Origin of the sequence: Salmonella sp. A29-2 (assembly GCF_020150755.1) — a bacterium.
Classification (GTDB): Bacteria; Pseudomonadota; Gammaproteobacteria; order Enterobacterales; family Enterobacteriaceae; genus Salmonella; species Salmonella enterica.
In genome coordinates this window covers 1,429,034-1,448,971 of record NZ_CP083731.1, presented here as the reverse complement: position 1 = coordinate 1,448,971, position 19,938 = coordinate 1,429,034, and the positions used below count along the sequence as shown (strand labels likewise).

Annotated in this window: 30 protein-coding genes; 17 read left to right on the top strand and 13 right to left on the bottom strand. The window is 48.9% G+C overall.

Translation table 11 applies throughout. The annotated features are described in order from the left end of the window. Window positions 1-29 precede the first annotated feature (29 nt). The 4 genes from K8W53_RS06980 to K8W53_RS06965 all read right to left on the bottom strand — a co-directional run bounded on the left by K8W53_RS06980 (window position 30) and on the right by K8W53_RS06965 (window position 1,668). On the bottom strand, window positions 30-878 hold the full coding sequence (locus tag K8W53_RS06980) for a replication protein (RefSeq protein WP_079917462.1): 849 nt from the start codon (window positions 876-878) through the stop codon (window positions 30-32). After that, window positions 865-1,026, bottom strand: coding sequence for a hypothetical protein (locus K8W53_RS06975; RefSeq protein WP_176208616.1), 162 nt, complete (start codon window positions 1,024-1,026; stop codon window positions 865-867). Before K8W53_RS06975 ends, K8W53_RS06980 begins: the two co-directional genes overlap by 14 nt. Window positions 1,027-1,060: 34 nt before the next feature. Next, window positions 1,061-1,342 (bottom strand): CII family transcriptional regulator, encoded by a 282-nt coding sequence (locus K8W53_RS06970; protein WP_080195633.1) that lies wholly within the window; start codon window positions 1,340-1,342, stop codon window positions 1,061-1,063. Between the two features lie 110 nt (window positions 1,343-1,452). Further along, complete coding sequence (locus K8W53_RS06965; protein WP_000182204.1) at window positions 1,453-1,668, bottom strand: transcriptional regulator; 216 nt, start codon at window positions 1,666-1,668, stop codon at window positions 1,453-1,455. Window positions 1,669-1,778: 110 nt separating this feature from the next. On the opposite strand from K8W53_RS06965, the gene K8W53_RS06960 reads away from it, so the two are divergent. Together K8W53_RS06960 and K8W53_RS06955 are read left to right on the top strand one after the other, a co-directional pair. Continuing rightward, window positions 1,779-2,468 carry an XRE family transcriptional regulator gene (locus K8W53_RS06960; protein ID WP_000712403.1) on the top strand — a complete coding sequence of 230 codons (690 nt, stop codon included), beginning with the start codon at window positions 1,779-1,781 and terminating at the stop codon, window positions 2,466-2,468. 88 nt (window positions 2,469-2,556) lie between these two features. Then, the gene (locus K8W53_RS06955; RefSeq protein ID WP_080195634.1) at window positions 2,557-3,480 is read left to right on the top strand and encodes a hypothetical protein; all 924 of its coding nucleotides are present in this window, start codon (window positions 2,557-2,559) and stop codon (window positions 3,478-3,480) included. A gap of 35 nt (window positions 3,481-3,515) precedes the next feature. On the opposite strand, the gene K8W53_RS23835 is transcribed toward K8W53_RS06955, so the two are convergent. From K8W53_RS23835 to K8W53_RS23955, 4 genes are all read right to left on the bottom strand, one after another. Continuing rightward, entirely contained in the window at window positions 3,516-3,650 is a 135-nt protein-coding gene (locus tag K8W53_RS23835) for a hypothetical protein (protein WP_258204019.1), read from the bottom strand. Window positions 3,651-3,731: 81 nt separating this feature from the next. After that, window positions 3,732-5,267, bottom strand: a complete 1,536-nt coding sequence (tnpC, locus tag K8W53_RS06950) for an IS66 family transposase (RefSeq protein ID WP_001000406.1) — start codon at window positions 5,265-5,267, stop codon at window positions 3,732-3,734. A gap of 49 nt (window positions 5,268-5,316) precedes the next feature. Then, the gene (tnpB, locus tag K8W53_RS06945; protein ID WP_000609174.1) at window positions 5,317-5,664 is read right to left on the bottom strand and encodes an IS66 family insertion sequence element accessory protein TnpB; all 348 of its coding nucleotides are present in this window, start codon (window positions 5,662-5,664) and stop codon (window positions 5,317-5,319) included. After that, window positions 5,661-5,993 (bottom strand): transposase, encoded by a 333-nt coding sequence (locus K8W53_RS23955; RefSeq protein ID WP_050586387.1) that lies wholly within the window; start codon window positions 5,991-5,993, stop codon window positions 5,661-5,663. The genes tnpB and K8W53_RS23955 overlap by 4 nt, the downstream gene beginning before the upstream one ends. Window positions 5,994-6,542: 549 nt before the next feature. On the opposite strand from K8W53_RS23955, the gene K8W53_RS06935 reads away from it, so the two are divergent. After that, a complete protein-coding gene (locus tag K8W53_RS06935; protein WP_080195636.1) occupies window positions 6,543-6,845 on the top strand; it encodes a regulator in 303 nt (100 codons plus the stop codon). 20 nt (window positions 6,846-6,865) lie between these two features. Here K8W53_RS06935 and K8W53_RS06930 read toward each other — a convergent pair whose 3' ends face one another. Then, on the bottom strand, window positions 6,866-7,444 hold the full coding sequence (locus tag K8W53_RS06930) for a super-infection exclusion protein B (RefSeq protein ID WP_080195637.1): 579 nt from the start codon (window positions 7,442-7,444) through the stop codon (window positions 6,866-6,868). A 192-nt stretch (window positions 7,445-7,636) separates the two neighbouring features. Between K8W53_RS06930 and K8W53_RS06925 the strand changes: the two genes are divergently transcribed. The 14 genes from K8W53_RS06925 (at window position 7,637) to K8W53_RS06860 (ending at window position 13,886) form a co-directional block, all read left to right on the top strand. Then, window positions 7,637-8,782 (top strand): hypothetical protein, encoded by a 1,146-nt coding sequence (locus K8W53_RS06925; protein WP_224435202.1) that lies wholly within the window; start codon window positions 7,637-7,639, stop codon window positions 8,780-8,782. Window positions 8,783-8,981: 199 nt separating this feature from the next. Continuing rightward, window positions 8,982-9,122: a protease FtsH-inhibitory lysogeny factor CIII gene (locus tag K8W53_RS06920; RefSeq protein WP_001199099.1), complete on the top strand. Its 141-nt coding sequence runs from the start codon at window positions 8,982-8,984 to the stop codon at window positions 9,120-9,122. Continuing rightward, on the top strand, window positions 9,115-9,228 hold the full coding sequence (gene kil, locus K8W53_RS06915) for a host cell division inhibitory peptide Kil (RefSeq protein ID WP_000361564.1): 114 nt from the start codon (window positions 9,115-9,117) through the stop codon (window positions 9,226-9,228). Before K8W53_RS06920 ends, kil begins: the two co-directional genes overlap by 8 nt. Then, complete coding sequence (locus K8W53_RS06910; RefSeq protein WP_058654761.1) at window positions 9,225-9,413, top strand: hypothetical protein; 189 nt, start codon at window positions 9,225-9,227, stop codon at window positions 9,411-9,413. The genes kil and K8W53_RS06910 overlap by 4 nt, the downstream gene beginning before the upstream one ends. Window positions 9,414-9,421: 8 nt before the next feature. Beyond that, on the top strand, window positions 9,422-10,129 hold the full coding sequence (locus K8W53_RS06905; RefSeq protein WP_058344790.1) for a Rad52/Rad22 family DNA repair protein: 708 nt from the start codon (window positions 9,422-9,424) through the stop codon (window positions 10,127-10,129). After that, on the top strand, window positions 10,129-10,413 hold the full coding sequence (locus tag K8W53_RS06900) for a sigma factor-like helix-turn-helix DNA-binding protein (RefSeq protein WP_001253480.1): 285 nt from the start codon (window positions 10,129-10,131) through the stop codon (window positions 10,411-10,413). Before K8W53_RS06905 ends, K8W53_RS06900 begins: the two co-directional genes overlap by 1 nt. 46 nt (window positions 10,414-10,459) lie before the next feature. Next, the gene (locus K8W53_RS06895; protein ID WP_058654763.1) at window positions 10,460-10,753 is read left to right on the top strand and encodes a phage anti-RecBCD protein; all 294 of its coding nucleotides are present in this window, start codon (window positions 10,460-10,462) and stop codon (window positions 10,751-10,753) included. Between the two features lie 10 nt (window positions 10,754-10,763). Then, window positions 10,764-10,934, top strand: coding sequence for a DUF2737 family protein (locus K8W53_RS06890; RefSeq protein WP_001214770.1), 171 nt, complete (start codon window positions 10,764-10,766; stop codon window positions 10,932-10,934). Further along, entirely contained in the window at window positions 10,931-11,308 is a 378-nt protein-coding gene (locus K8W53_RS06885; protein ID WP_058654766.1) for a hypothetical protein, read from the top strand. The genes K8W53_RS06890 and K8W53_RS06885 overlap by 4 nt, the downstream gene beginning before the upstream one ends. 382 nt (window positions 11,309-11,690) lie before the next feature. Then, a complete protein-coding gene (locus K8W53_RS06880) occupies window positions 11,691-11,909 on the top strand; it encodes a DUF4014 family protein (protein WP_025711796.1) in 219 nt (72 codons plus the stop codon). A gap of 3 nt (window positions 11,910-11,912) precedes the next feature. Beyond that, the gene (locus K8W53_RS06875; protein ID WP_058654768.1) at window positions 11,913-12,626 is read left to right on the top strand and encodes a hypothetical protein; all 714 of its coding nucleotides are present in this window, start codon (window positions 11,913-11,915) and stop codon (window positions 12,624-12,626) included. Between the two features lie 76 nt (window positions 12,627-12,702). Then, entirely contained in the window at window positions 12,703-12,969 is a 267-nt protein-coding gene (locus tag K8W53_RS06870) for a hypothetical protein (RefSeq protein WP_000509169.1), read from the top strand. 239 nt (window positions 12,970-13,208) lie between these two features. Then, entirely contained in the window at window positions 13,209-13,586 is a 378-nt protein-coding gene (locus K8W53_RS06865) for a hypothetical protein (protein ID WP_223163363.1), read from the top strand. A 96-nt stretch (window positions 13,587-13,682) separates the two neighbouring features. Beyond that, complete coding sequence (locus K8W53_RS06860; RefSeq protein ID WP_001749406.1) at window positions 13,683-13,886, top strand: helix-turn-helix transcriptional regulator; 204 nt, start codon at window positions 13,683-13,685, stop codon at window positions 13,884-13,886. 261 nt (window positions 13,887-14,147) lie between these two features. On the opposite strand, the gene pgtE is transcribed toward K8W53_RS06860, so the two are convergent. The 4 genes from pgtE to pgtC form a co-directional block, all read right to left on the bottom strand. Next, window positions 14,148-15,086 (bottom strand): omptin family outer membrane protease PgtE, encoded by a 939-nt coding sequence (gene pgtE / locus K8W53_RS06855; protein ID WP_023203533.1) that lies wholly within the window; start codon window positions 15,084-15,086, stop codon window positions 14,148-14,150. 267 nt (window positions 15,087-15,353) lie between these two features. Continuing rightward, window positions 15,354-16,601: a two-component system response regulator PgtA gene (pgtA, locus tag K8W53_RS06850; RefSeq protein ID WP_052938336.1), complete on the bottom strand. Its 1,248-nt coding sequence runs from the start codon at window positions 16,599-16,601 to the stop codon at window positions 15,354-15,356. Beyond that, complete coding sequence (gene pgtB, locus K8W53_RS06845) at window positions 16,591-18,597, bottom strand: two-component system sensor histidine kinase PgtB (protein WP_000678493.1); 2,007 nt, start codon at window positions 18,595-18,597, stop codon at window positions 16,591-16,593. The genes pgtA and pgtB overlap by 11 nt, the downstream gene beginning before the upstream one ends. Beyond that, entirely contained in the window at window positions 18,594-19,787 is a 1,194-nt protein-coding gene (pgtC, locus tag K8W53_RS06840) for a phosphoglycerate transport regulator PgtC (RefSeq protein ID WP_000467983.1), read from the bottom strand. Before pgtC ends, pgtB begins: the two co-directional genes overlap by 4 nt. Between the last annotated feature and the right edge of the window lie 151 nt (window positions 19,788-19,938).

Below are 19,938 nucleotides of genomic sequence, written 5' to 3'. Positions count from 1 at the left end.
AGTAGCGATTTGATTTTTGATTTCATGGTTCACCTGTCGAAAAACACGTAGCCAGTTTTCGATACGGTGATTGCGGATGATGGTTTGGATTGTGGTTGAATGGTTTCTGGCTTCTCGTCGTTCCAGCGCTGACCGTTCAGGTAGCTCGATGGTAACAACCTGTCGAATCCGAACTGCTTACCGTTCCTGCACGCGATATCTTCTGCCAGCATTGTGGCAAACTCGCTTGCCGTCCCCCTGGTGATTTTACGCCACTCCCTGAACTGCGTCCTGAAAGCCGAAGCTGCGTTTTTCTTCCCGGCTTTCCGCATTCCAGCACACCAGAATATTTCCTCGAATGCCTTGTCGGTTTCTTCGTGACGGCCAGATGATTTTTCACACTTCGTCCGAACACTTTCGGACATAATGTTTTTATCTTGTATTTCTTTCTTTTGAATAGTGTCTTTTGTGTCACCCTGTTTTGAGGGATAGCACTCCCTCAATTTGAGGGATGTTTTATCCCTCGTTTTAGGGGATTTTCCCTCATTTTGAGGGATGCGCCATTCTGAGATGTTTTTATTTGGTCCAAACATGCCGCCTTGCTGCTTGATAATATTCATTCTGACGAGTTCTAACTTGGCTTCATTGCACCGTTTGACGGGTAACTTTGTAATCTCGCTAAGTTGAGAATCTGTGATTCTGTCCATTGGTTTATTCCACCCATAGGTTTTACGCAGAATGGCAAGCAGCACTTTAAAATGTCGCTTGGTCAGATCTGCGCCTGAATAAGCCTCAAGCAGCATATTTGATAGTCTGGCGTAACCATCATCGAGATCTGCCACATTACGCTCCACGACCGGCTCTAACGGCCTGTAGTCTGCTAACTTAACGACGCCCATGTCGCACTCCTGCTTTGGCTAGTCTGTAAACACCAACAAAGCGCTCTGCGAACACCTTGTTATTTGCTGCTGCTACCACTAATCCCTCAGGTGAATCAGGGTGTCGAATCTCTTCTTTTTCCTGGTATTTCTTACGACGTTTTGGCATAATTACTCCTGTGGATTGATCCAGTCTTTCTACATCAGGCCTCGAAGAATTCGCCGTTCTTCGGGGTTTTTTCTTTTGTCAGGTAGGTAGCAAGTCGCCTGGTGAGCTCTGCCATTTCCTCGTCTTCGATTCCATACTCCAGAACCGCAAGCATCATGCTGACCTGAGAGAAGAAACCGTTCTTCCATCGGCTTACCTGGTATTCAGGAACACCCATAGCTTTAGCGAATGTCTTCTGCCCCATCATGGCTAACTTGTTGAGTAAAGTGGACTCAATGCGAGCCGCCTTCTTGCTTTTAGTTGCAACTACGTTCATTCAAAATATTCCTTAGAAATTAGATAGAGTTGGATTCGCAAATACACGCAAATCCGTTGAATAGATTTACCGCGTTGTCGGCGGTTCAGATTGGTAAAGAGCGTTGATACTTAACTTGCTGCCAGTAAGTCGGCTAAATCAGGACGAAGTTCTCTGGCTTTAATTCTTCCTCCTGTAGCTTTTACGATTGCTGCCACATACTTAGCGTCAATGCCGCCACCATGTAACCAACGCCATACAGTTGGCTGCTTAACTCCACACAAAGAGGCGAGTTTTTGCTGGCTTCCTGCAATGGCAACAGCTTTTTGTATTGCTTTGTTAGTCATTGCTTATTCCCTTTCGTATAACACACAACAAATAATAGCAATGAGTATTAACCAAAGCAATAGCAAAACGTGTTTTGACCATTAATACGCAAGCGTATAAATTGAATATTATGAAAAAAGAAACTCTCTCTGACCGTCTCAACAAGGCAATGGAACTGGCTGGTATGTCTCAAGGTGCTCTCGCTAAAGCGTCAGGCGTTGCTCAGCCAACGATCTGGCGTTTGACAAGTGGAAACGCTCGTGGGTCAACAAAGATTGTTGAAATAGCAAACGCGTTAGGTGTTAATTCGGAATGGTTGTCTACCGGGATTGGTCCTATGAAAAAAGATGGAACTACTCCGATAAACGCATCTCCATCTTCGAACACATTTAAAATCGATATCCTAGATCTTGAAGTTAGCGCGGGTCCTGGCGTTATCAATCGAGAATTCGTGGAAATACTCCGCTCGGTTGAGTATTCGCAGGATGATGCCAGACACATGTTCGATGGTAGAAAGGCTGAAAATATCCGCATCATAAATGTGCGCGGGGATAGCATGTCAGGAACTATTGAACCAGGAGATTTGTTGTTTGTAGACGTAAGCATCAAAAACTTCGATGGAGATGGGATATACGCCTTCCTCTATGACGATACTGCACATGTTAAGCGGCTCCAGAAGATGAAAGATAAACTATTGGTCATATCTGATAATAAGAGTTATTCAGCTTGGGACCCAATTGAAAGAGATGAAATGAATAGGGTTTTTGTCTTTGGAAAGGTGATTGGAAGCATGCCGCAGACATATAGGAAGCACGGTTAGCCAGCCAATGGCCTGATGAGATATTCGGGTGATGTAGAAAGACGAAATCATTAGCGCTTGCCCGCCACACTTTAACAAGGAAAATCAAATGGTTAATCAGATAAGGTCCATATCACCCCGCCAAGGAAACCTCCAGTTATTTCCTGTAAAAGAGGTTGAAGTTGAAGGCGTGGCCATGGGAGTTCTTAACGATGGAACGCCATATCTTACCGGCCGAGGATTGGCTGAAATGTGTGGCGTGCATCATAGTGTAATTCAGGATATTTCTTCTGATTGGGCTAGCGAACGCCTTAAACCTCGTGGAAAAAAAATCGACACTGTTCTCCTTGATCAGGGTATAGATGTTGACTCACTTTACATACCATCTTCAGAAACTAAGCGGGACCATTATCCATACCCTGATTATGTTTGCATGGCAATTCTTGAGTATTATGCGTTTGATGCAAGCCAAGCAAACAACGCCACAGCTCTTAGAAACTATCGTCTTTTAGCAAGGCAAACACTTCGTGAGTTTATTTTTAGAAGTGTTGGTATCGATCCAAGAAATCCAGTAAGCGGCGCCTGGAAGTGCTTCCAAGAGCGCATTATCCTTAATGATAAAATCCCAGCCGGGTTCTTCAGTGTATTCCGAGAGATGGTGGATATCACTGTGCCTTTGATTAATGCTGGATTTGAATTGGGCCCTAAAACTGTTCCCGATATTAGCGTTGGAACTCGATGGGCAAACCACTGGAAGCGCAACAATCTGAGCGAAAAATACGGGGAAATACAGAAACATCCTCATGTCTATCCGGACTGGTTTCCGCAGAGTATAGCCGGGAAAGTGCCAGCGAATATATATCCCGAAGAAGCTTTAGGTGAATTTCGCAGATGGCTTAGGGAAGACTATGTCCCAAAAGGTTTTAAGGATTATCTTGCTGATAAGGTCCAACAAAAAGTCATAGAAAACGCCAAAGCCATTGAGGTTTTAGAAAACCTACAAAGACCTGAGTTACCTAACAAGAAGAATTGATCAACGCCCGGCCATTGCGCCGGGTTTTCTTTGCCCTACTCTTTCGGCAGCCTCAGAACATCAATAGCCAGTTCTACGGCCAAATCTACATCCTCTTCCTGCCACAGTACCTGAATCATTTCTATCAGAGCTTCACGCGAAGGTTCGCGCTGCTCTACCAGTACCTGCATAACTGCCGTTCCCAGAACCTCCACCACCTGCGGGTGAAGCGTAAGCGTGCAGTGAGAACCGTATTGACGAAGTGAAGCTGGTCAGGCAGGCAGAGTAACCCGCCACGGGAGCAGAGCACCCACCCGGTTCACAGGCCAGTCGGCGATGACATCAAGTACATGATGCAGATAGCGTTCCGGATCCACGCCGTTTAATTTGCACGTCCCGATAAGACTGTACAGTGACGCACCGCGCTCACCACCATGATCCGAGCCGAAGAACAGCCAGTTTTTTCTCCCCAGACTGACCAGTCGTAGGGCGTTTTCGGCAATGTTATTATCCACCTCCACCCAGCCATCTTCTGCATAGCGGGTCAGCGCCGGCCACTGGTTCAGCGCATACCCGAACGCCTTCGCCAGTTCTGAGTGCCTTGAGAGGGTTTTCTGTTTCTCCCGCAGCCACCCCTCCAGTGACGCCAGCAGCGGCAGCACTTTTTGGTGCCGGACTGCCTGCCGTTCCTCTGCTCTTTTACCTCTGAGCTCCGACTCGATGGCATACAGCTCGCCGATCCGTTTCAGCGCCTCCTCCGTCAGGGCTGACGGGGTACGGACGTGAACATCGTGGATTTTTCGGCGGGCATGGGCCCAGCACGCGGCTTCCTTTATATGGCCGTCGCGGTAGAGCTCGTTGAACCCGGCGTAGGCATCAGCCTGCAGTACGCCACTGAAGCCTGCAAGATGGGTCTGAGGGTGGATACCTTTTCTGTCCGGGCTGTAAGCGAACCACACTGCGGGGGCCAGCGCTGATCCGGCGTTGCGGTCGTCTCGAACGTACGTCCATAAGCGCCCGGTCTTCGTCTTCTTATTGCCTGGCAACAGCACCGGGACAGGCGTATCGTCAGCATGGAGTTTGCCGTCGGTCAGGACATAGTGCTGAAGGGCTTCATCCAGCGGTGCCAGCAGACGACAACACGCATCCACCCAGCCCGACAGTACAGAACGACTCAACACTACACCCTGGCGGGCATAGATCTCCGACTGGCGATACAGCGGTGTGTGCTCTGCATACTTTGAGGTCAGCACTCGGGCCAGCAGCCCCGGTCCGGCGATCCCCCGTTCGATGGGGCGCGAAGGAGCCGGGGCCTGAACGATGCGATCGCACCGACGGCAGGCATGCTTTTCACGGACTGTCCGGATAACCCGGAAGGCGCTGCGCATCAGCTCCAGCTGTTCGGCGGCATCCTCACCCAGGTAACTCAGCGAACCACCGCACTCCGGGCAACACGGCTCAGTCGGCAGCAGCCGCTTCTCATCCCGTGGGAGTGACTCAGGGAACGGTTTGCGGGTGCGGGTCTGACGCAGCGGGCGCTGCACTGCCGGGTCATCCACCCGGCCGGTCAGCGTATCGCTTTCCTGCTGCAGCAGGTTCAGGTCAGCTTCCATTTGCGCGATACGGCGGGATACCTTTTCGGAACGACTGCCGAAGTTCATCCGGCGCAGCTTATCCAGTTGCGCCTGCAGATGGTCTATTTCGCGTTCCCGGTTGCTCAGCTTTTCCTGCAGGGCGTGGATCAACGCTTCCTGTTCGGCCAGGCGCTGTTTCAGCAGAAGGATGTCGTCAGAAGAGGTGTCGTTCATAAGCCTGTATTTTACCAGGCTTATTCTGCGACAACCAGGATAAAGAGCGCTACAACATGGTCAGGGATGTCAGTAACCGCTTTGGCTGTCGCCAGTCGATACCTTCCATCAGCATCGCCAGTTGCGCCGGCGTCAGGAACACTTTGCCATCGCGGGCTGAGGGCCAGGCGAAGCGACCACGTTCCAGTCGCTTTGTCAGCAGGCACAGACCATCGCCGGTGGACCAGAGCAGTTTTACCTGACTGCCGCTGCGTCCCCGGAAGATGAAGACGTGGCCGGACATCGGGTCATCTTTCAGCGCGGTCTGCACCTTTGCGGCGAGGCCATTGAAGCCGTTGCGCATATCGGTGATACCGGCAACCAGCCAGATTTTTGTGCCTGCGGGAAGATTTATCATACAGGCCCCCGCATCAGTTCGCGCAGGACAGTGCTCATGAGTTCAGCAGAGGGATGAGTCAGTGTTATTTCTCCTCCCCGACATTTTATGTGGCAGGTAGCGGGAGGAGAGCAGGATGGTAGTTCGAAGGTTGGGAGAGAAGAGCCCGCCTGAAGCTGCACGGGTATCAGGGCAGGAAGCGACGATGAGTTTTTTCGGGGCCGACAGACCCGCCCTTCACGCTGCCAGAGCCTTATCCATTTAAAGAGCAGGTTATCATTGACGTCATGTTTCCGGGCCAGTGCGGCAATACTGCCTTCTTCTTCAAGAGCCAGCCTGACCAGTTCCATTTTGAATTCAGGGGAATAGTGTTTCCGGGGAAGTCTTTCTTTAGCGCGCATGAGGTGTCCACCTGCAAAATAAGTGGGTGCTTAAGTTACAGGATCCTGGATTCGGGACCAGACGGTACTCAGACGACGCTTACGGTGAAGCTCCGCAAAGAACTCTTCCTCACTTTTCACACAGATTCCTCGCTCATTTTTTGTTCAGAACAGTATGGCATAGAGGATTTATAAAAATAAATTCATTTTGCTATCAACAACATAATAACAAAAACCATTAATCAATAGCAAAACGTATTGATATGAATAATACTCAATGCTATTGTTTAGCCATCAGCAGGACGCTGGTAGCCAAACGGAAAGTCAACGCTCTTTAACTTCGATGATGCGCTGACAAAGCGCGACAAGATACCAAACGAGATGGGTTTGGACTGGCGTGTGGTGGAGCTTAGGCCTCTAGCTGTACCGATCGGGCCGGACTGAGAAGCCACTTGAAATCCGGAAATTGAGACAGGTTCCGGCGCCAGTACCAAAGCCATTTCACATGAGGAATACATCATGACGGTTATCACCTACGGGAAGTCAACGTTTGCAGGCAATGCTAAAACTCGCCGTCATGAGCGGCGCAGAAAGCTAGCCATAGAGCGCGACACCATCTGCAATATCATCGATTCAATTTTTGGCTGCGATGCTCATGATCCTTCTCAGGAAGTTAAAGCCAAAAGAATTGACCGCGTTACCAAAGCCATTTCGCTTGCCGGAACGCGCCAGAAGGAAGTTGAATGTGGGGCAGTCTGCTTGCCAGATGTTGCGCTTTACGCAGCAGGGTATCGTAAGAGCAAACAAATAACAGCGAGGTAAAACATTTGTCGGTTAAGTCGTTATTTTTTGGCCTGCTCGTCCTGTGCGATAAGTTCATTCATAAGAATGTCTGACTTCCCGGCAAATCTCATGTAGCACTCATTAAAATACTTTTCCGGGATAATAAAACGGTCAATATCAGGATATCCAATAGCAGAAGGCAATCGAGTGATAATCCCTTTTTTGAGCAATGAAATTGCTTCAGGGCTTCCCTTTTCTGTCTTTAGCTGGTTATTAGCGGCTACAGCGAATGCCAAATACGCTCTTTCTCCAAGAGTTAACGAATCAAACAAATCCCGAACGACTTTTTCTTCTCTGTCCTTACGCCGCTGAGCAGTTGATGCCTCAATTCTTTCAGTAACAGCGTGATAAACGGAATTAACAACACCGTTAAGCACATAGCTAACGCAGAGCAACAGGATGTAATACATCCAGTAATGAGGAAGTATTTCTGGATTATGCAGGTTTATCCATTCTTTTACGCTTACCGGCATAACAATAATCAATACGATCAGGATGATTAGCATATGAATCAACTGTTTAAGTGTCATTCCTTGCAGGAAAAAACGCATTAGCTCCTGCCACCATGAGTTGTTCATCGGCGATTCTCTTTTTGCTCTCTGTAGGGGTGAATAGAGTTTATCCGATTTCTCGCTGTAGGGGTACACGAGAACCACCGAGCCTGATGTGGTTAAAAGACAGGCACAATCCAGAATTTTCTACAGCAATGCTCACGTCTAATCAGGTCGCAATGCGGCCTTTTTTATTGCCAAAATTTAAGGAATAACAACATGACCAAAGAAATTGTGACATTCAAGGGATTTAACAAAGACCTTAAGTGCCGTGACTTTCAGTTTGAAATTGGCAAGACCTTCCATCACGAGGGAAAAGTAGAGGCTTGCGGTTCTGGATTTCACGCCTGTGAATGTCCTTTCGATGTTTTCAGTTATTACCCTCCTGCAGAAAGTCGCTATGCGGAAACAATATCTTTTGGTGTTATAGACCGTGAAGAAATAGGTGACACTAAAATAGCTAGTGCCAGTATCACGATTAAGGCTGAGTTAACGCTTCCACAGTTCATTCAGCGTGGTATTGAGTGGATTTGGAGCAAGATAGATAAATCGCTGGAACAGCAGATCATGACTGGCGACTGGTCAGCAGCAACCAACACTGGCGACTGGTCAGCAGCAACCAACACTGGCAACCGGTCAGCAGCAACCAACACTGGCGACTGGTCAGCAGCAACCAACACTGGCAACCGGTCAGCAGCAACCAACACTGGCAACCGGTCAGCAGCAACCAACACTGGCGACTGGTCAGCAGCAACCAACACTGGCGACTGGTCAGCAGCAACCAACACTGGCAACCGGTCAGCAGCAACCAACACTGGCGACTGGTCAGCAGCAACCAACACTGGCAACCGGTCAGCAGCAACCAACACTGGCAACCGGTCAGCAGCAACCAACACTGGCGACTGGTCAGCAGCAACCAACACTGGCGACTGGTCAGCAGCAACCAACACTGGCAACCGGTCAGCAGCAACCAACACTGGCGACTGGTCAGCAGCAACCAACACTGGCGACTGGTCAGCAGCAACCAACACTGGCAACCGGTCAGCAGCAACCAACACTGGCGACTGGTCAGCAGCAACCAACACTGGCAACCGGTCAGCAGCAACCAACACTGGCAACCGGTCAGCAGCAACCAACACTGGCGACTGGTCAGCAGCGGAAGTGTCTGGATCGCAATCCGTAGCGGCATCACTCGGAATAGAAGGAAAAGCCAGGGCATCTGAAGGCGGAGCTATTGTGCTTTGCTATCGAGATGAAGATGGCGAGTTAATTCATATCCGCGCCAGTAAGGTTGGCGAGAACGGTATTATGCCGGATATATGGTATCAACTGAATGAAGATGGTGAGTTTGTAGAGTGTGAGTGATGCACTTAATGCGGATTCTGTGATTCCGCATTGCGAGCAATATCGCTCGTAACCAAACGAGGACGACGACTCGTTCTGGTTAATCGAAAAATCATCCCTTGATGTTATTTGCCGCTCGCAGTCAGGGCGGCTTTTTTCGCATACCAATAATGCTTCATTCGAGGAATTTTTGTTATGAAAATTAACTAAGGAGCACGCCATGCAATATTGTTTTGCCGGGTGGCCCATTGCTGGCTGCCCTTCTGAATCACTTCTCGACAGAATCACCAGAAAATTACGAACCGGATGGAAACGTCTGGTCGATATCCTGAATCAACCAGGAGTGCCGTGTAATGGATAAATCACTTATGGCTATTCAGTCTAAATTCGCAATTGCTGTTTATCTTGGTGACAAAATAATGTATCGCGAAGCTGTAGAAGCCTTTCGCGAATGGAGGTTGAAATGATACCAGTGGATTTAGCAAGGACACCGGAGTTGAGCAGGTTAAAACGTCAGTATCACCTGACAGAGGCAATGTACTGGCGTAAGTCAGGTGATAAATCGATGAAAAGAAATTGCCTTTCATTAGCCAGAAACGAGCGAATAAACAAAGGTGAATTTCTGGCTAATCCTGACGAATTACCATTCTGAGGTGAATTATGGATTTGAATAAATTCGACGCCCCATTCAGTCCTGAAGATATCGAATGGCGAATACAGCAAAGCGGTAAAACACGCGATGGCAAAGTGTGGGCTATGGTGCTGGCTTATGTCACGAACAGGGCAATCATGAAACGCCTTGACGATGTTTGCGGCAAAGCAGGATGGCGCAATGAATACCGCGATATTCCCAACAACGGCGGCGTTGAGTGCGGCATATCAATCAAGATTGATTCCGAATGGGTCACCAAATGGGATGCTGCTGAAAACACGCAGGTAGAAGCCGTCAAAGGTGGCCGCTCCGGCGCAATGAAGCGTGCTGCCGTTCAGTGGGGAATTGGCCGGTATCTGTATAACCTTGAGGAAGGTTTCGCACAAACATCTCTCGATAAAAAGCAGGGATGGCACAGGGCAAAACTGAAGGATGGAACAGGATTTTACTGGTCCCCTCCATCGCTGCCGGGCTGGGCCATGCCAACATCTTGCAATCAACCATCACCAGAAAATACCAGCCAGAAATCCACATCGGTTGACTGCGAGCAAATCCTGAAAGACTTCAGTGAATATGCAGCAACAGAAACTGACAGGAAAAAACTCATTGAGCGTTATCAGCATTGCTGGCAATTATTGGCTGGTAACGATGATGCGCAGACAAAATGCGTTCAGGTAATGAATATCAGAATAAATGAGCTTAAACAGGTGGCTTAATGAGAAGATTAAATATAACTCCAGCGGAGATGGAGTCAGTTTGCGGTCGCATGGTAGCTTGCCGTGCAGCAGAACATCTGGGCCTAAACATAAATCAGTTTTATTACATAGCAAAAAAACTGTCATTAAAAACGGCATTCGTTAAGCCAAGATGGAGCGAAGACGAAGACAAAAGAATGCAGGTGCTTATCTCATCAGGCTATACACAAAGAGATGTAGCAAAAATTCTCGGGCGAAGTGAAGAGTCGGTAAAAAGCAGGCTATCACGTTTACGAAAGAAATAACCCTATACCTACCACATTATTCGGATAACCTACCATGGAGTAAATTATGCCAGCGCCTCTATATGGTGCGGACGACCCGCGTCGCTGTTCCGGCAAATCCGTCTCGGAGGTGCTGGATAAATTCAGAAGAAACTACGGCCTGATAATGTCGCTACCGCAGGAAACGAAAGAGGAAAAGGAATTTCGTCACTGTATATGGCTTGCAGAAAAAGAAGAACGCGAGCGAATTTACCAGACATCCATCCGGCCATTCCGCAAAGCCACTTACACCAAATTTATTGAAATAGACCAGCGCCTTCGTGATTACCGTTCGCGTTACGGCGCTATCAGCAATAACTGAGGAATTCATCATGAGAGGTTTGTCCTACGACCCCGGTATCCTGCCATCTGAAATGATTATTCGACACCGCTTCAAGCCCATCAACGATATTCCACGCGAAGAAATGCTGGCGAGAAAGAGTTTTCCATCAGTGAATGAAAACAAATATCTGAATGCAATGTTGCGGAGTGGGAAGAAATGAAAGAAGTGAAAATATACACGATTGTCAGTGACCAGTTATCACCACCAATAACAGGAGAATCATTCTGTACTGATATGGTGCGTCATAGTGATTATGCGGAACTTGAGGCTAAATACGCGGCGCTGGCTGAAGTGCGGGAAAGTGTTCGTAACGAGGGCATCAACTATGCCGCCAGTCGCCTCGCTGCCGCATTCAATCACGGATTCCTCGATAAACCTGTATCAGAAGTTCTCGACGTGACACGCATGATTTTGTCGGCAAAAGAGGATTTAGCCAATGACCCACTACCAGCGGATGACGGTTTGTCAGGTGAATACGCGGAGAAGGCGATAGAAGAATGGGCGGACCAAATTCGCAAAGGAGTGCAGTCATGATTACGGGAACCTCAAATTACGACGAAGTGCCGACGATACCCTGCAAAATCTGCGGCGGTTATTTCAAAGCCGATGATCCAGAAAATCACAAATGCGAGGGCCAGCCCAATGAGCAACATCGATAAACAGGCGCTGCGTATAGAGAGGGGGTGAGATGTGTAACTTCCACGAACGCAAAGTTCGTCGAACCGAATATTACCAACGTTTCGTTTTTGGCTGGAAGCTGCGTCCCTGCACGGCGTGTAACGGCAGTGGTTATTACGACCACAACGGTAGTCCGAAATGCTCGTCCTGCAATGGCACAGGCAAAGAGCGGTACAAACCAAATTAGTAGAATTACGGCAGAAATTAAACGCCGCTGGCATCGGTAAGGGGATGTGAAATGACAAAAATACTCCGGAAGAATTATCCACGTCAAAGTCGGTTTAAAGAGGCTCTATTTTTCCTTCTCTTTCTTATTTTAATGGTTCCAATATCACCGATATTCTTCATCTGGTTAGCAGGCGTACAGGCAGAAAAAATAGCCGAGTGGTATAGCTCCATCGTATGGGGGCCATTTAATAAACTGCACAACAAATTAAATCCGTACAGGGAGGGCTAACCCATGACCACTATTACCAAAGAACGTATCGAATTATTCATTAAAAATCCGCTGGAAAACGGGCTTACCCGTGGCGAACAAATGGAACTGGCACGGATTGCGATGGCGTCGCTTGAGGCTAAGCCTGTGCGATACCTGAATAAATTTTCCGGTGTGTGCGTGACGTTAGAGCAACAGCCAAACGCTGCAGATGATGTTGCCGTGTATATGCCGTTATATGCTGCCCCGCCAGTGCAGGAAACAGGCATTTACAAGGATATGCTCAATATCATCAGCATGCTGGAAAAAAACGAATGGGCTGAACACTGCACGAGTACAGTTTTAGGTTCACTCCTGGAGTCAGAAATAACGCGTTTGGTTAGTAAAGAGCAGCCAACGCCGATAGTGCCAGAGTCCATCAGCGTTCGGCAGGCCATTTCTGCTCTTGAGAGCGCAGATTCTGTAACGACTATTGGCCAGGCGTACAAAATGGGATGGAATGCCTGTCGTGCTGCCATGCTTCAGAGGGTCGAGCAACCACTAAACGCACGACAAAATATTCCGGAAAATATTCCTGATGGCAACTCTCCGGCAATTCCGGATGATTGGGTTATGGTGCCAAAAGAGTCAACTCAGGCCATGATTAAAGCGTGGCTATCAGAGGTTGCTAACTTTCGCGGTCATGCAGCCGGTTACAAGGCTGCGCTGGCAGCAGCACCACAGCGGGAGGTGAAGTGATATTTCACCCTTCAAAATTGACCAACATTTGCTTTAATTTATACTGTATAAAAACACAGTATTTATGGTGGCTAAAATGGGTGGCAAAGTACCTAACTACCAAATCGTTTATAGAGACGAGACACTCAATTATTTCAAGCCTGGAGGATATGTTTTCTTTCAAAGGCTTAAGGAATATGGCGGTGGTTATTGGTTAGGAAAAATTTACGAGGATGGGTTCGAGTTTGTACTTGAAAGGCCAACCTCATTAAGTGAGGGAATTAAGCATTTACTTGTTTTAAAAAGCGTTGAAGATGGGTATCTGGAATTTGTAGATGATATCGACAACTTCAAGCTCCAATGATGCGATAGCTTTTAACATACCTCATGTGAAGATTATACGTTCGTATGTCATTCAGCACGTAGCTATCTTGTGCGGCAAGATAAAACAAGCGCTCTTCTGGGCGCTTGTTTGCTTATGGAGAGAGTCCACAGATGCTAATGCATAGCAGGTCGGTCTCAGCACCGAAGAAATAACAAACCTCGCACTCGCGGGGATTTTTTTCATATGAACTCGCTACGGCGGGTTTTTATTGGAGATAGATGATGGCAATGAATAAACGAGAAAAAGAACAACTTGAAAACGCTGTTCGCCTTATGGATATAAACCGATCGCTTAGATGGTCTGACTATGGAGCAGATCGCGATGTAGGCGTACCAGATAGCATCACCCAGTATGTTAACGGTTGGTCTATCAACACATATTCCTGCCGTGTATATAAATCATGGTCATCCACTGTATCTCATGGTGACGGATGGGTTGAAAATGAAGAAAGACCCCGCTCCGCATCACAGAAAGGGATTGCGCAATACAGCACCAAAGAAAAGGCACTTAAAGCATTAAGGCATTGCATGGAAATGAAGTTTGCAGAAGCACTATACGAGATAGACCAGCAAATTCTCGCCACCGACGCGGAGTAACAATGGAATCACACAGCCTCATCGAGTGTGAGGCCTGTGCATTTCTCAAGATATCCCTTCCCTCCAAGTTCGATTCCCAAACCGGAGATAAAACCTATGCGCGAATTACGCGATGACTCGCTTGTTGACTTGAAGTTCATGATGGAGGATTCTGGAATGGGCAAGACCTTCATTTACTCAGAAATTAAGAAAGGCCGGTTGCCTGTCCCTCACAAAATCGGTAGCGCATCCAGATGGGTTTATGCCGACTACCAAAACTGGAAACGCAGCCACTTCTCCCCTCTCCAAAATGCATCATGAATTGCCTTTGTGGGCATAATTGCGGGCATAAAACTCTTCACTTCTGTAATTTCTTATAAATACCCTGCACTTACCATATTCATTAGGTGTCTGCAGGGGACACCATTGATACCCAGGACATTCTCTTCTTGCTGCATAGTCTTTCGAGCGGTTCCCCTTTCATGTTGCTTTTATTGCCCCTATGCAATATCACCGGACATGCCATACGTTCAGCAAAAAGTCGTCATCGGCCGGTTATGACCGATGACATCCCGATGTGGTCTAGAAGCGATACTGCAACCCCGCGGTAACCGTATAGTTATTATTAGCTATACCTGCGGCATCGCCACCAAAATACGCCGTATCACCGCTGGTTTTATCTATGATTTGCGTACCGCCCTTACCTTCTTCATATTTACTGTAAGCGAACTCAGCAAAGATTTTTGCATTACTGGTAATATAATATCCGGCGTCAATAGAAGCGCCATAATATCGTGAATTTTCCGTTTTTTCGCGGAAGGTAAGTTTGCGCATGTAGTGTTCGTCATTATCATGCGCATTTACCCAGTCGCTGTATTTAAACAGTACATTACACTCAAAGTCATTAATACGATAATCACCCGCCAGCCCGATATAGGGCATTTCGAAACGCTGGCTATAACCTATGCCGCGCACGCCATGAGGAAAGTTACCAATATACCGACCATTATCATAAATATAAGACCCGCCTCTTGCCGTCCAGCTAAAACGGGTTTCCTGATAGCCCGCTGTTACGCCCGCCTTGTAGTTATCGCCCTGCAATAACCAACCTTTCACGTTCAAATCGTATTCATTAGCATAGTTGGCGCTGGTGTCCGGATGAATTGAACGATCGGTCCAGCCTGGCTGCTCACTGCTCATCCAGTCATGGTCAACCATATGACCCGATCCCGACGCCAAAGACGTCCAGCCGCGGGCGTCCAGCGTCATGAACGAATAGGGCTCCCATGAGAAATCCCCCTGCAACGTGGCGACATTTTTTATTTTCCAGTCCAGTTGACTAATCTTCCGCCCGGTGTCGGTATCATAAACCAGCTCCCTGGATTTACCATTTAACACTCCCACGGAAAGGGATGTCGTAACGCTATCAGAAGAGACGTCCGGAATAAATAAGGTAGACTCCGCATAAACCGACTCAGAAAATACGGCGATCATCATTACTGCAATAGCATGTTTTTTCATTTCTCTTGTCCTCATATTCAGATGTAATCTGGAGAGGTGATGAAGTTTTCATCTTGTCAAATCGTCGGACAAGAGTACATTTATTACGCCAGAGAACTTGACGCATTTTTACCTTATATTGAAGTTAAGAAATAGAATTTGATGCTCAGGTGAATAATAAGCAATCTATAATCATGATGGAATGATTTACCATTACGGTGATGCGACGTTATCTGGCTAACGACATCGTTGCTGATGTTGTCAGCCAGATTGAAAGTAACTGTAATATCAGAATTTATAATGTTCTTTACTTAGACCATATTTTTTCATGCGCAGATAAAGTTTTTTACGGGGAATTTGCAGGTACTCCGCCACTTCATTAATTCGTCCCTGATGAATATTTAATGCTTCGGTAATAATTTGTCGCTCATACTCTTCAACGCGCCGGTCAAGCGGGGTCGGCTCCTGCAGAAGCAACTGCGGGTTGACCGTTTCCGCCAGCGGCAGCACGCCAACAGCAAAAAGCTCTGCCGCATTAGCCAGTTCGCGCACATTACTTGGCCAGGCGCGTCGCATTATTCCTTTCAGTAATTCCCCCGCTATTTCCGGCACTGGATGATTGAGCCGCAGGCAGGCTTTTCGAAGATAATGGCGAAATAACGGTTCGATATCATCCGGTCGCTGAGAAAGAGACTGGCAGGCGATTTGGGTCATGGCGAAACAGTAGTAAAGCTCGGCCGCAATCTGGTTAGCTGCCGCCTGCTCCACCAGCGAAGCGCTGCCAACGCCCACCAAACGAAAAGGCCGATGCTCCAGGCTTTGTAAACGCGCCAGATGGTGCTGCTGTTCGCGTGTCAGATATTCGGGATGACTCAACACCAGCGTACCTCCTTGCGCCTGGTCGATGAATGTCTCCAACTGCCCGGCATTCTCCGGCGTGAGTTCATAGCGTACAAACGGCCCTTTCGCGTTACGCCCCAGTTGATGGAGATAACGGGCGCCAGTCATACGTCCAGTGCCATGCTCACCGTAAAACCATACGGCAATGTCCGTTTCCGCCAGTTGTTGTAACCGTTGTCGAAACTGATTCATCCACTCGCTGCGCCCAACCAGTTCAACCTGTAACGTCTGCTGGCAATATTGCCGCCGTGCAATGACCGACCGGCGCTGGCGTAGCGCGTCTTCAATTAATATCAACAGCTTGCCCGGATCGACGGGTTTTTGCAGAAAATCCCAGGCGCCCTTTTTCACCGCGTCAACCGCCATCGGTACATCGCCATGTCCGGTAATCAATAAGATTGGCAGTTGATCGTCATCCTGATGAAACAGCGTCATAAGATCGATACCGGAACACCCCGGCATACATACATCGCTCAAAACGATCCCCTCCCAATCCGCTTTTACCCACTCTTTGGCCTCGAAAGGATGGGTAAAGCCACGCACGCGGTAGCCTGCCTGCTCAAGCATTTGGGTATAGGCGTCAAGTACATCAACGTCATCATCAATCAGCAAAATAGAACATTCATCATTCAACATCATCGACATCCGTTACCGAGAATTGCAGCACCACGCAAGCGTTACGCGTCAGCGTCGACGCCAGACGCAGGTCGCCCTTCATTTGCGCCATCAGCGACACGCTAATCGACAGCCCAATACCCAACCCGACAGCTTTACTGGTGGTAAACGGCTTGAGTAAAGAGGGCAACAGCGCCACAGGCCAGCCAGGGCCGTTATCTGCAATATAAACCTCCAGCGCCTCTCCCTGCGTCTGCCACGTCACCGCGATCGCCGCATCATGCGAACAGGCGTCAAGCGCATTCGCCAGCACATTCACCAGAACCTGCTGAATACGCACTTCATCGCCGCTGACCCATACGGTGTCGGTTGGCAGTGAAAGCGCTCCCTGCCGGGATTGGTGGCGCATGGCTAATAGCTCCCATGCCGCCACAAAGGTTTGGCGCAGATCAACGGGATACAATGGCGTTTCCAGCTCCGCCCGGCGGGTAAACTGCCGCAGCGAACGGATGATGGCGTCAATCCGGTTAATGAGCCCTTCCGCTTTGGTGAGCGTATTTCTCGCCTGTCCGCTCTGACCTTGTTCAATCGCGCGTCCCGCCGTAAATAAATACATTGAAAGCGCATTCAGCGGCTGGTTAATTTCATGCGCCAGCGTGGTCATGGTCTGGCCGACTACCGCCAGTTTCGCCGTCTGAATTAACTCATCCTGCATGGCGCGCAGATCGGCCTCTATCTCTTTGCGCTCGGCGACCTCTTGTTCAAGCTGCCTGCGTTGCATATTGAGCTGGCCCAGCGTATGACGTAGCAAACGGGCTATCCGTCCTAGCTCATCGCGCCCGTAAACCGGGATAGTCGAGTCGGTTCTCCCCAGCCCTATCTGTACCACAGCCTGATTAAGCGCGGTAAAACGCTTTACCAGCCGGGAACGGATAAAATAGTGGTTGAGTCCCCAGGCCAGCAGCAACGCCAGGAGCGTCGCCACTAAAATAAGCCCGCCGCTAACGCGGACAATCTGCTCCAGGCGTTGATTGAACGTCTGCATTTGCTGGTGACTACTACCTAACTGCGCCTCAAGCAGCGTGCGAAAGCGCCCTAGCGTAGCCTCTCTGGCGCGGCTGGCGTCCAGTAAGGCTTTTTGCGCCGCAACATAATCGCGCATGGTATCGGGCATCTTATTTTTTACCATCCCGATTTCCAATAGTTCGTCGATGGTTTGCCGCAGCGTGATCGTACTGGGCCAGTCATCGAGCGCACGAATATTCTCATCCGCCGTTTTTTTTAGGTTTTCCAGATAGCGAATATGGGTCTCCACCAGCATCCCGTCATTATTGCCAGACTTGAGCTCATTCAATCTGTCGCGCAGGTCGTCAACAATCTGATTTTCAATTCGCGCCAGGGTATATACCTGCTGCTGCTCGTTCTGCACCTCGCGCGAACGTTGCAAGTACTGCGCCGCGTCGCCCTGATTCGCCTCAATTTGATCGAGTAGCGTCCCCTGCTGCCAGGTAAAATCCTGTACCAGCGAATTTAGCTCCGTGGTGAAATCATCATGGAGCCAGTCAATGCGAGCGGAAAGCTCGCTGACTTTCTCCCGCACCAAAAACATGTTGTAGAGGGCGTTGTCCAGTTCCGCCAGCAAGGTCCGGCTATCCTGTAAAATGACGGCCAGTTGCCGGCGTTCAGCAAGCTGAAGCCCCTGACTGAGACGCTCAATCTTATCCAGATGCTGAATAATCTGCGTACGTAACTGCAAACGTACTGTCGTGTTCGGCGCCAGCAAAAATTCATTGAGCTGATCCACGGCCAGATTCAGGTTCCCCTCAATTAAAAAAGCGGAGTGGATGCGAGGAAAATATTCATCAAGCGAATAGCGAACCTGCGAACTTTGCTCATGCCAGGAATAAAGGCTGACCATACTGACAATCAGCGTCAGTAATGCGCCCGTTAAAAATGCGCCCCGTAAACTGTTGCTGATGCTGAGCTGACGAAGCCGTTGCAATAATCTCCCCTTCATTTCAGCTCTTCCAGTTTGTGAATCGCCAGCCGCTGATTGTTCAGAAACCAGATCTGCCACTCCATCATTTTTTGTTCGGCAAAGCTTTTATTATCAAACTGCGCCAGCCAGGTTTCATCTTCGCTGCTTGCCGCATCCACCGGGACGCTGGTCAATAAGGCTCTGATTTCAGGTAAGGGGCGTTTAAGCCGCGTTTCTGCGCTGTGCAACGCTCGCCATGCATCTTTAAGCTGCGCAAGACGAAAACTGATCGCGGTATCAAACATGCGTTGTACCAGTTGCTGACGCTTCAGGATCAGACGATAGTTCAACGGCGGCTGGGCCATCAAACGCTGTTGTTGCGCGGCGCGAGGATTATCGGCGCTAAGCGGTGCGACGGGATACTTACCGGTATTCGCGTCAGCCAGTATCCTTTGCCCTTTCGGACTTAATAAGTAATGAATAAAAGCACGCGCTTCGTCTGCATGACGGCTGTTTTTCAACACCGCGACGTAAGTGGGCGACACCGCAGAATACGGGAAATAGGTAAAAGCAAGATTAGGATCGTTAAGTAGCAAATTAGCATAGTTATCAATGACCGGCCCGGCAACGCCAAGCCCGCTTTTGATTTTATCCGCTACGCCGAAACTGCGAGAGGAAATCGTGACCAAATTACCCGAGATTGCCAGCAGCGTCGCCCATCCTGCCGTCCAGCCTTTTTGCTGCAACAGCGACTCCACCATCAAATGATTCGTGTCTGAGCGTGACGGACTGCTCATTAATAGAGCGCCCTGGTAACTGGGCAGGCCCATATCCTGCCAGTCGGCAGGCGGCGGAAGATGGCGCGCAGCGAGCGCTGAACGGTTGATCAATAGCCCAAATCCGGATACCGCTACCGCCACTGAAGTTGAGCGGATAGAACGCGGCACCAGCTTCTGGCTGGCGGCAGGCGCGCTATCTAATAGCGCCAGCTTTTGGTGCTCCTGAAGGTGTTGCAACAGCATGGGGGATGACGTCAGGATCAGATCGACATTTTCCGCATTCGCCGTATCAAGTAATTGCTCTAAAGAACCGCTGGTACGGTTGAGCGTACGAATCATGACGGAACCCGGCTCCGTCTGCCAGCGCTGGATAATCCAGGCGGTCGCGCTGGGTGAAAAGGTCGTTGCCATCACCAGCTCGCGGCTGTACGCCTGGCAAGAACCGAACATTGCCGCCAGCCATAGCGTAAAAGCGCCCACTCTGGCGAAACAACCACAGTATGAGAAAAGTCGATTTGTGATCCCGTTCATAAATATCGATATCACATAAAGAAAATATTGAGACAAAACTTACCCTTTTATTTCTGTTAGCATCCAGAAC

Excerpts from the sequence above, each read along its gene's own strand:
- K8W53_RS06980 (WP_079917462.1), bottom strand. The coding sequence starts at position 878 with ATGGGCGTCGTTAAGTTAGCAGACTACAGGCCGTTAGAGCCGGTCGTG.
- K8W53_RS06975 (WP_176208616.1), bottom strand. The coding sequence starts at position 1,026 with ATGCCAAAACGTCGTAAGAAATACCAGGAAAAAGAAGAGATTCGACAC.
- K8W53_RS06970 (WP_080195633.1), bottom strand. The coding sequence starts at position 1,342 with ATGAACGTAGTTGCAACTAAAAGCAAGAAGGCGGCTCGCATTGAGTCC.
- K8W53_RS06965 (WP_000182204.1), bottom strand. The coding sequence starts at position 1,668 with ATGACTAACAAAGCAATACAAAAAGCTGTTGCCATTGCAGGAAGCCAG.
- K8W53_RS06960 (WP_000712403.1), top strand. The coding sequence starts at position 1,779 with ATGAAAAAAGAAACTCTCTCTGACCGTCTCAACAAGGCAATGGAACTG.
- K8W53_RS06955 (WP_080195634.1), top strand. The coding sequence starts at position 2,557 with ATGGTTAATCAGATAAGGTCCATATCACCCCGCCAAGGAAACCTCCAG.
- K8W53_RS23835 (WP_258204019.1), bottom strand. The coding sequence starts at position 3,650 with ATGCAGGTACTGGTAGAGCAGCGCGAACCTTCGCGTGAAGCTCTGATA.
- tnpC (WP_001000406.1), bottom strand. The coding sequence starts at position 5,267 with ATGAACGACACCTCTTCTGACGACATCCTTCTGCTGAAACAGCGCCTG.
- tnpB (WP_000609174.1), bottom strand. The coding sequence starts at position 5,664 with ATGATAAATCTTCCCGCAGGCACAAAAATCTGGCTGGTTGCCGGTATC.
- K8W53_RS23955 (WP_050586387.1), bottom strand. The coding sequence starts at position 5,993 with ATGGAACTGGTCAGGCTGGCTCTTGAAGAAGAAGGCAGTATTGCCGCA.
- K8W53_RS06935 (WP_080195636.1), top strand. The coding sequence starts at position 6,543 with ATGACGGTTATCACCTACGGGAAGTCAACGTTTGCAGGCAATGCTAAA.
- K8W53_RS06930 (WP_080195637.1), bottom strand. The coding sequence starts at position 7,444 with ATGAACAACTCATGGTGGCAGGAGCTAATGCGTTTTTTCCTGCAAGGA.
- K8W53_RS06925 (WP_224435202.1), top strand. The coding sequence starts at position 7,637 with ATGACCAAAGAAATTGTGACATTCAAGGGATTTAACAAAGACCTTAAG.
- K8W53_RS06920 (WP_001199099.1), top strand. The coding sequence starts at position 8,982 with ATGCAATATTGTTTTGCCGGGTGGCCCATTGCTGGCTGCCCTTCTGAA.
- kil (WP_000361564.1), top strand. The coding sequence starts at position 9,115 with ATGGATAAATCACTTATGGCTATTCAGTCTAAATTCGCAATTGCTGTT.
- K8W53_RS06910 (WP_058654761.1), top strand. The coding sequence starts at position 9,225 with ATGATACCAGTGGATTTAGCAAGGACACCGGAGTTGAGCAGGTTAAAA.
- K8W53_RS06905 (WP_058344790.1), top strand. The coding sequence starts at position 9,422 with ATGGATTTGAATAAATTCGACGCCCCATTCAGTCCTGAAGATATCGAA.
- K8W53_RS06900 (WP_001253480.1), top strand. The coding sequence starts at position 10,129 with ATGAGAAGATTAAATATAACTCCAGCGGAGATGGAGTCAGTTTGCGGT.
- K8W53_RS06895 (WP_058654763.1), top strand. The coding sequence starts at position 10,460 with ATGCCAGCGCCTCTATATGGTGCGGACGACCCGCGTCGCTGTTCCGGC.
- K8W53_RS06890 (WP_001214770.1), top strand. The coding sequence starts at position 10,764 with ATGAGAGGTTTGTCCTACGACCCCGGTATCCTGCCATCTGAAATGATT.
- K8W53_RS06885 (WP_058654766.1), top strand. The coding sequence starts at position 10,931 with ATGAAAGAAGTGAAAATATACACGATTGTCAGTGACCAGTTATCACCA.
- K8W53_RS06880 (WP_025711796.1), top strand. The coding sequence starts at position 11,691 with ATGACAAAAATACTCCGGAAGAATTATCCACGTCAAAGTCGGTTTAAA.
- K8W53_RS06875 (WP_058654768.1), top strand. The coding sequence starts at position 11,913 with ATGACCACTATTACCAAAGAACGTATCGAATTATTCATTAAAAATCCG.
- K8W53_RS06870 (WP_000509169.1), top strand. The coding sequence starts at position 12,703 with ATGGGTGGCAAAGTACCTAACTACCAAATCGTTTATAGAGACGAGACA.
- K8W53_RS06865 (WP_223163363.1), top strand. The coding sequence starts at position 13,209 with ATGATGGCAATGAATAAACGAGAAAAAGAACAACTTGAAAACGCTGTT.
- K8W53_RS06860 (WP_001749406.1), top strand. The coding sequence starts at position 13,683 with ATGCGCGAATTACGCGATGACTCGCTTGTTGACTTGAAGTTCATGATG.
- pgtE (WP_023203533.1), bottom strand. The coding sequence starts at position 15,086 with ATGAAAAAACATGCTATTGCAGTAATGATGATCGCCGTATTTTCTGAG.
- pgtA (WP_052938336.1), bottom strand. The coding sequence starts at position 16,601 with ATGTTGAATGATGAATGTTCTATTTTGCTGATTGATGATGACGTTGAT.
- pgtB (WP_000678493.1), bottom strand. The coding sequence starts at position 18,597 with ATGAAGGGGAGATTATTGCAACGGCTTCGTCAGCTCAGCATCAGCAAC.
- pgtC (WP_000467983.1), bottom strand. The coding sequence starts at position 19,787 with ATGTTCGGTTCTTGCCAGGCGTACAGCCGCGAGCTGGTGATGGCAACG.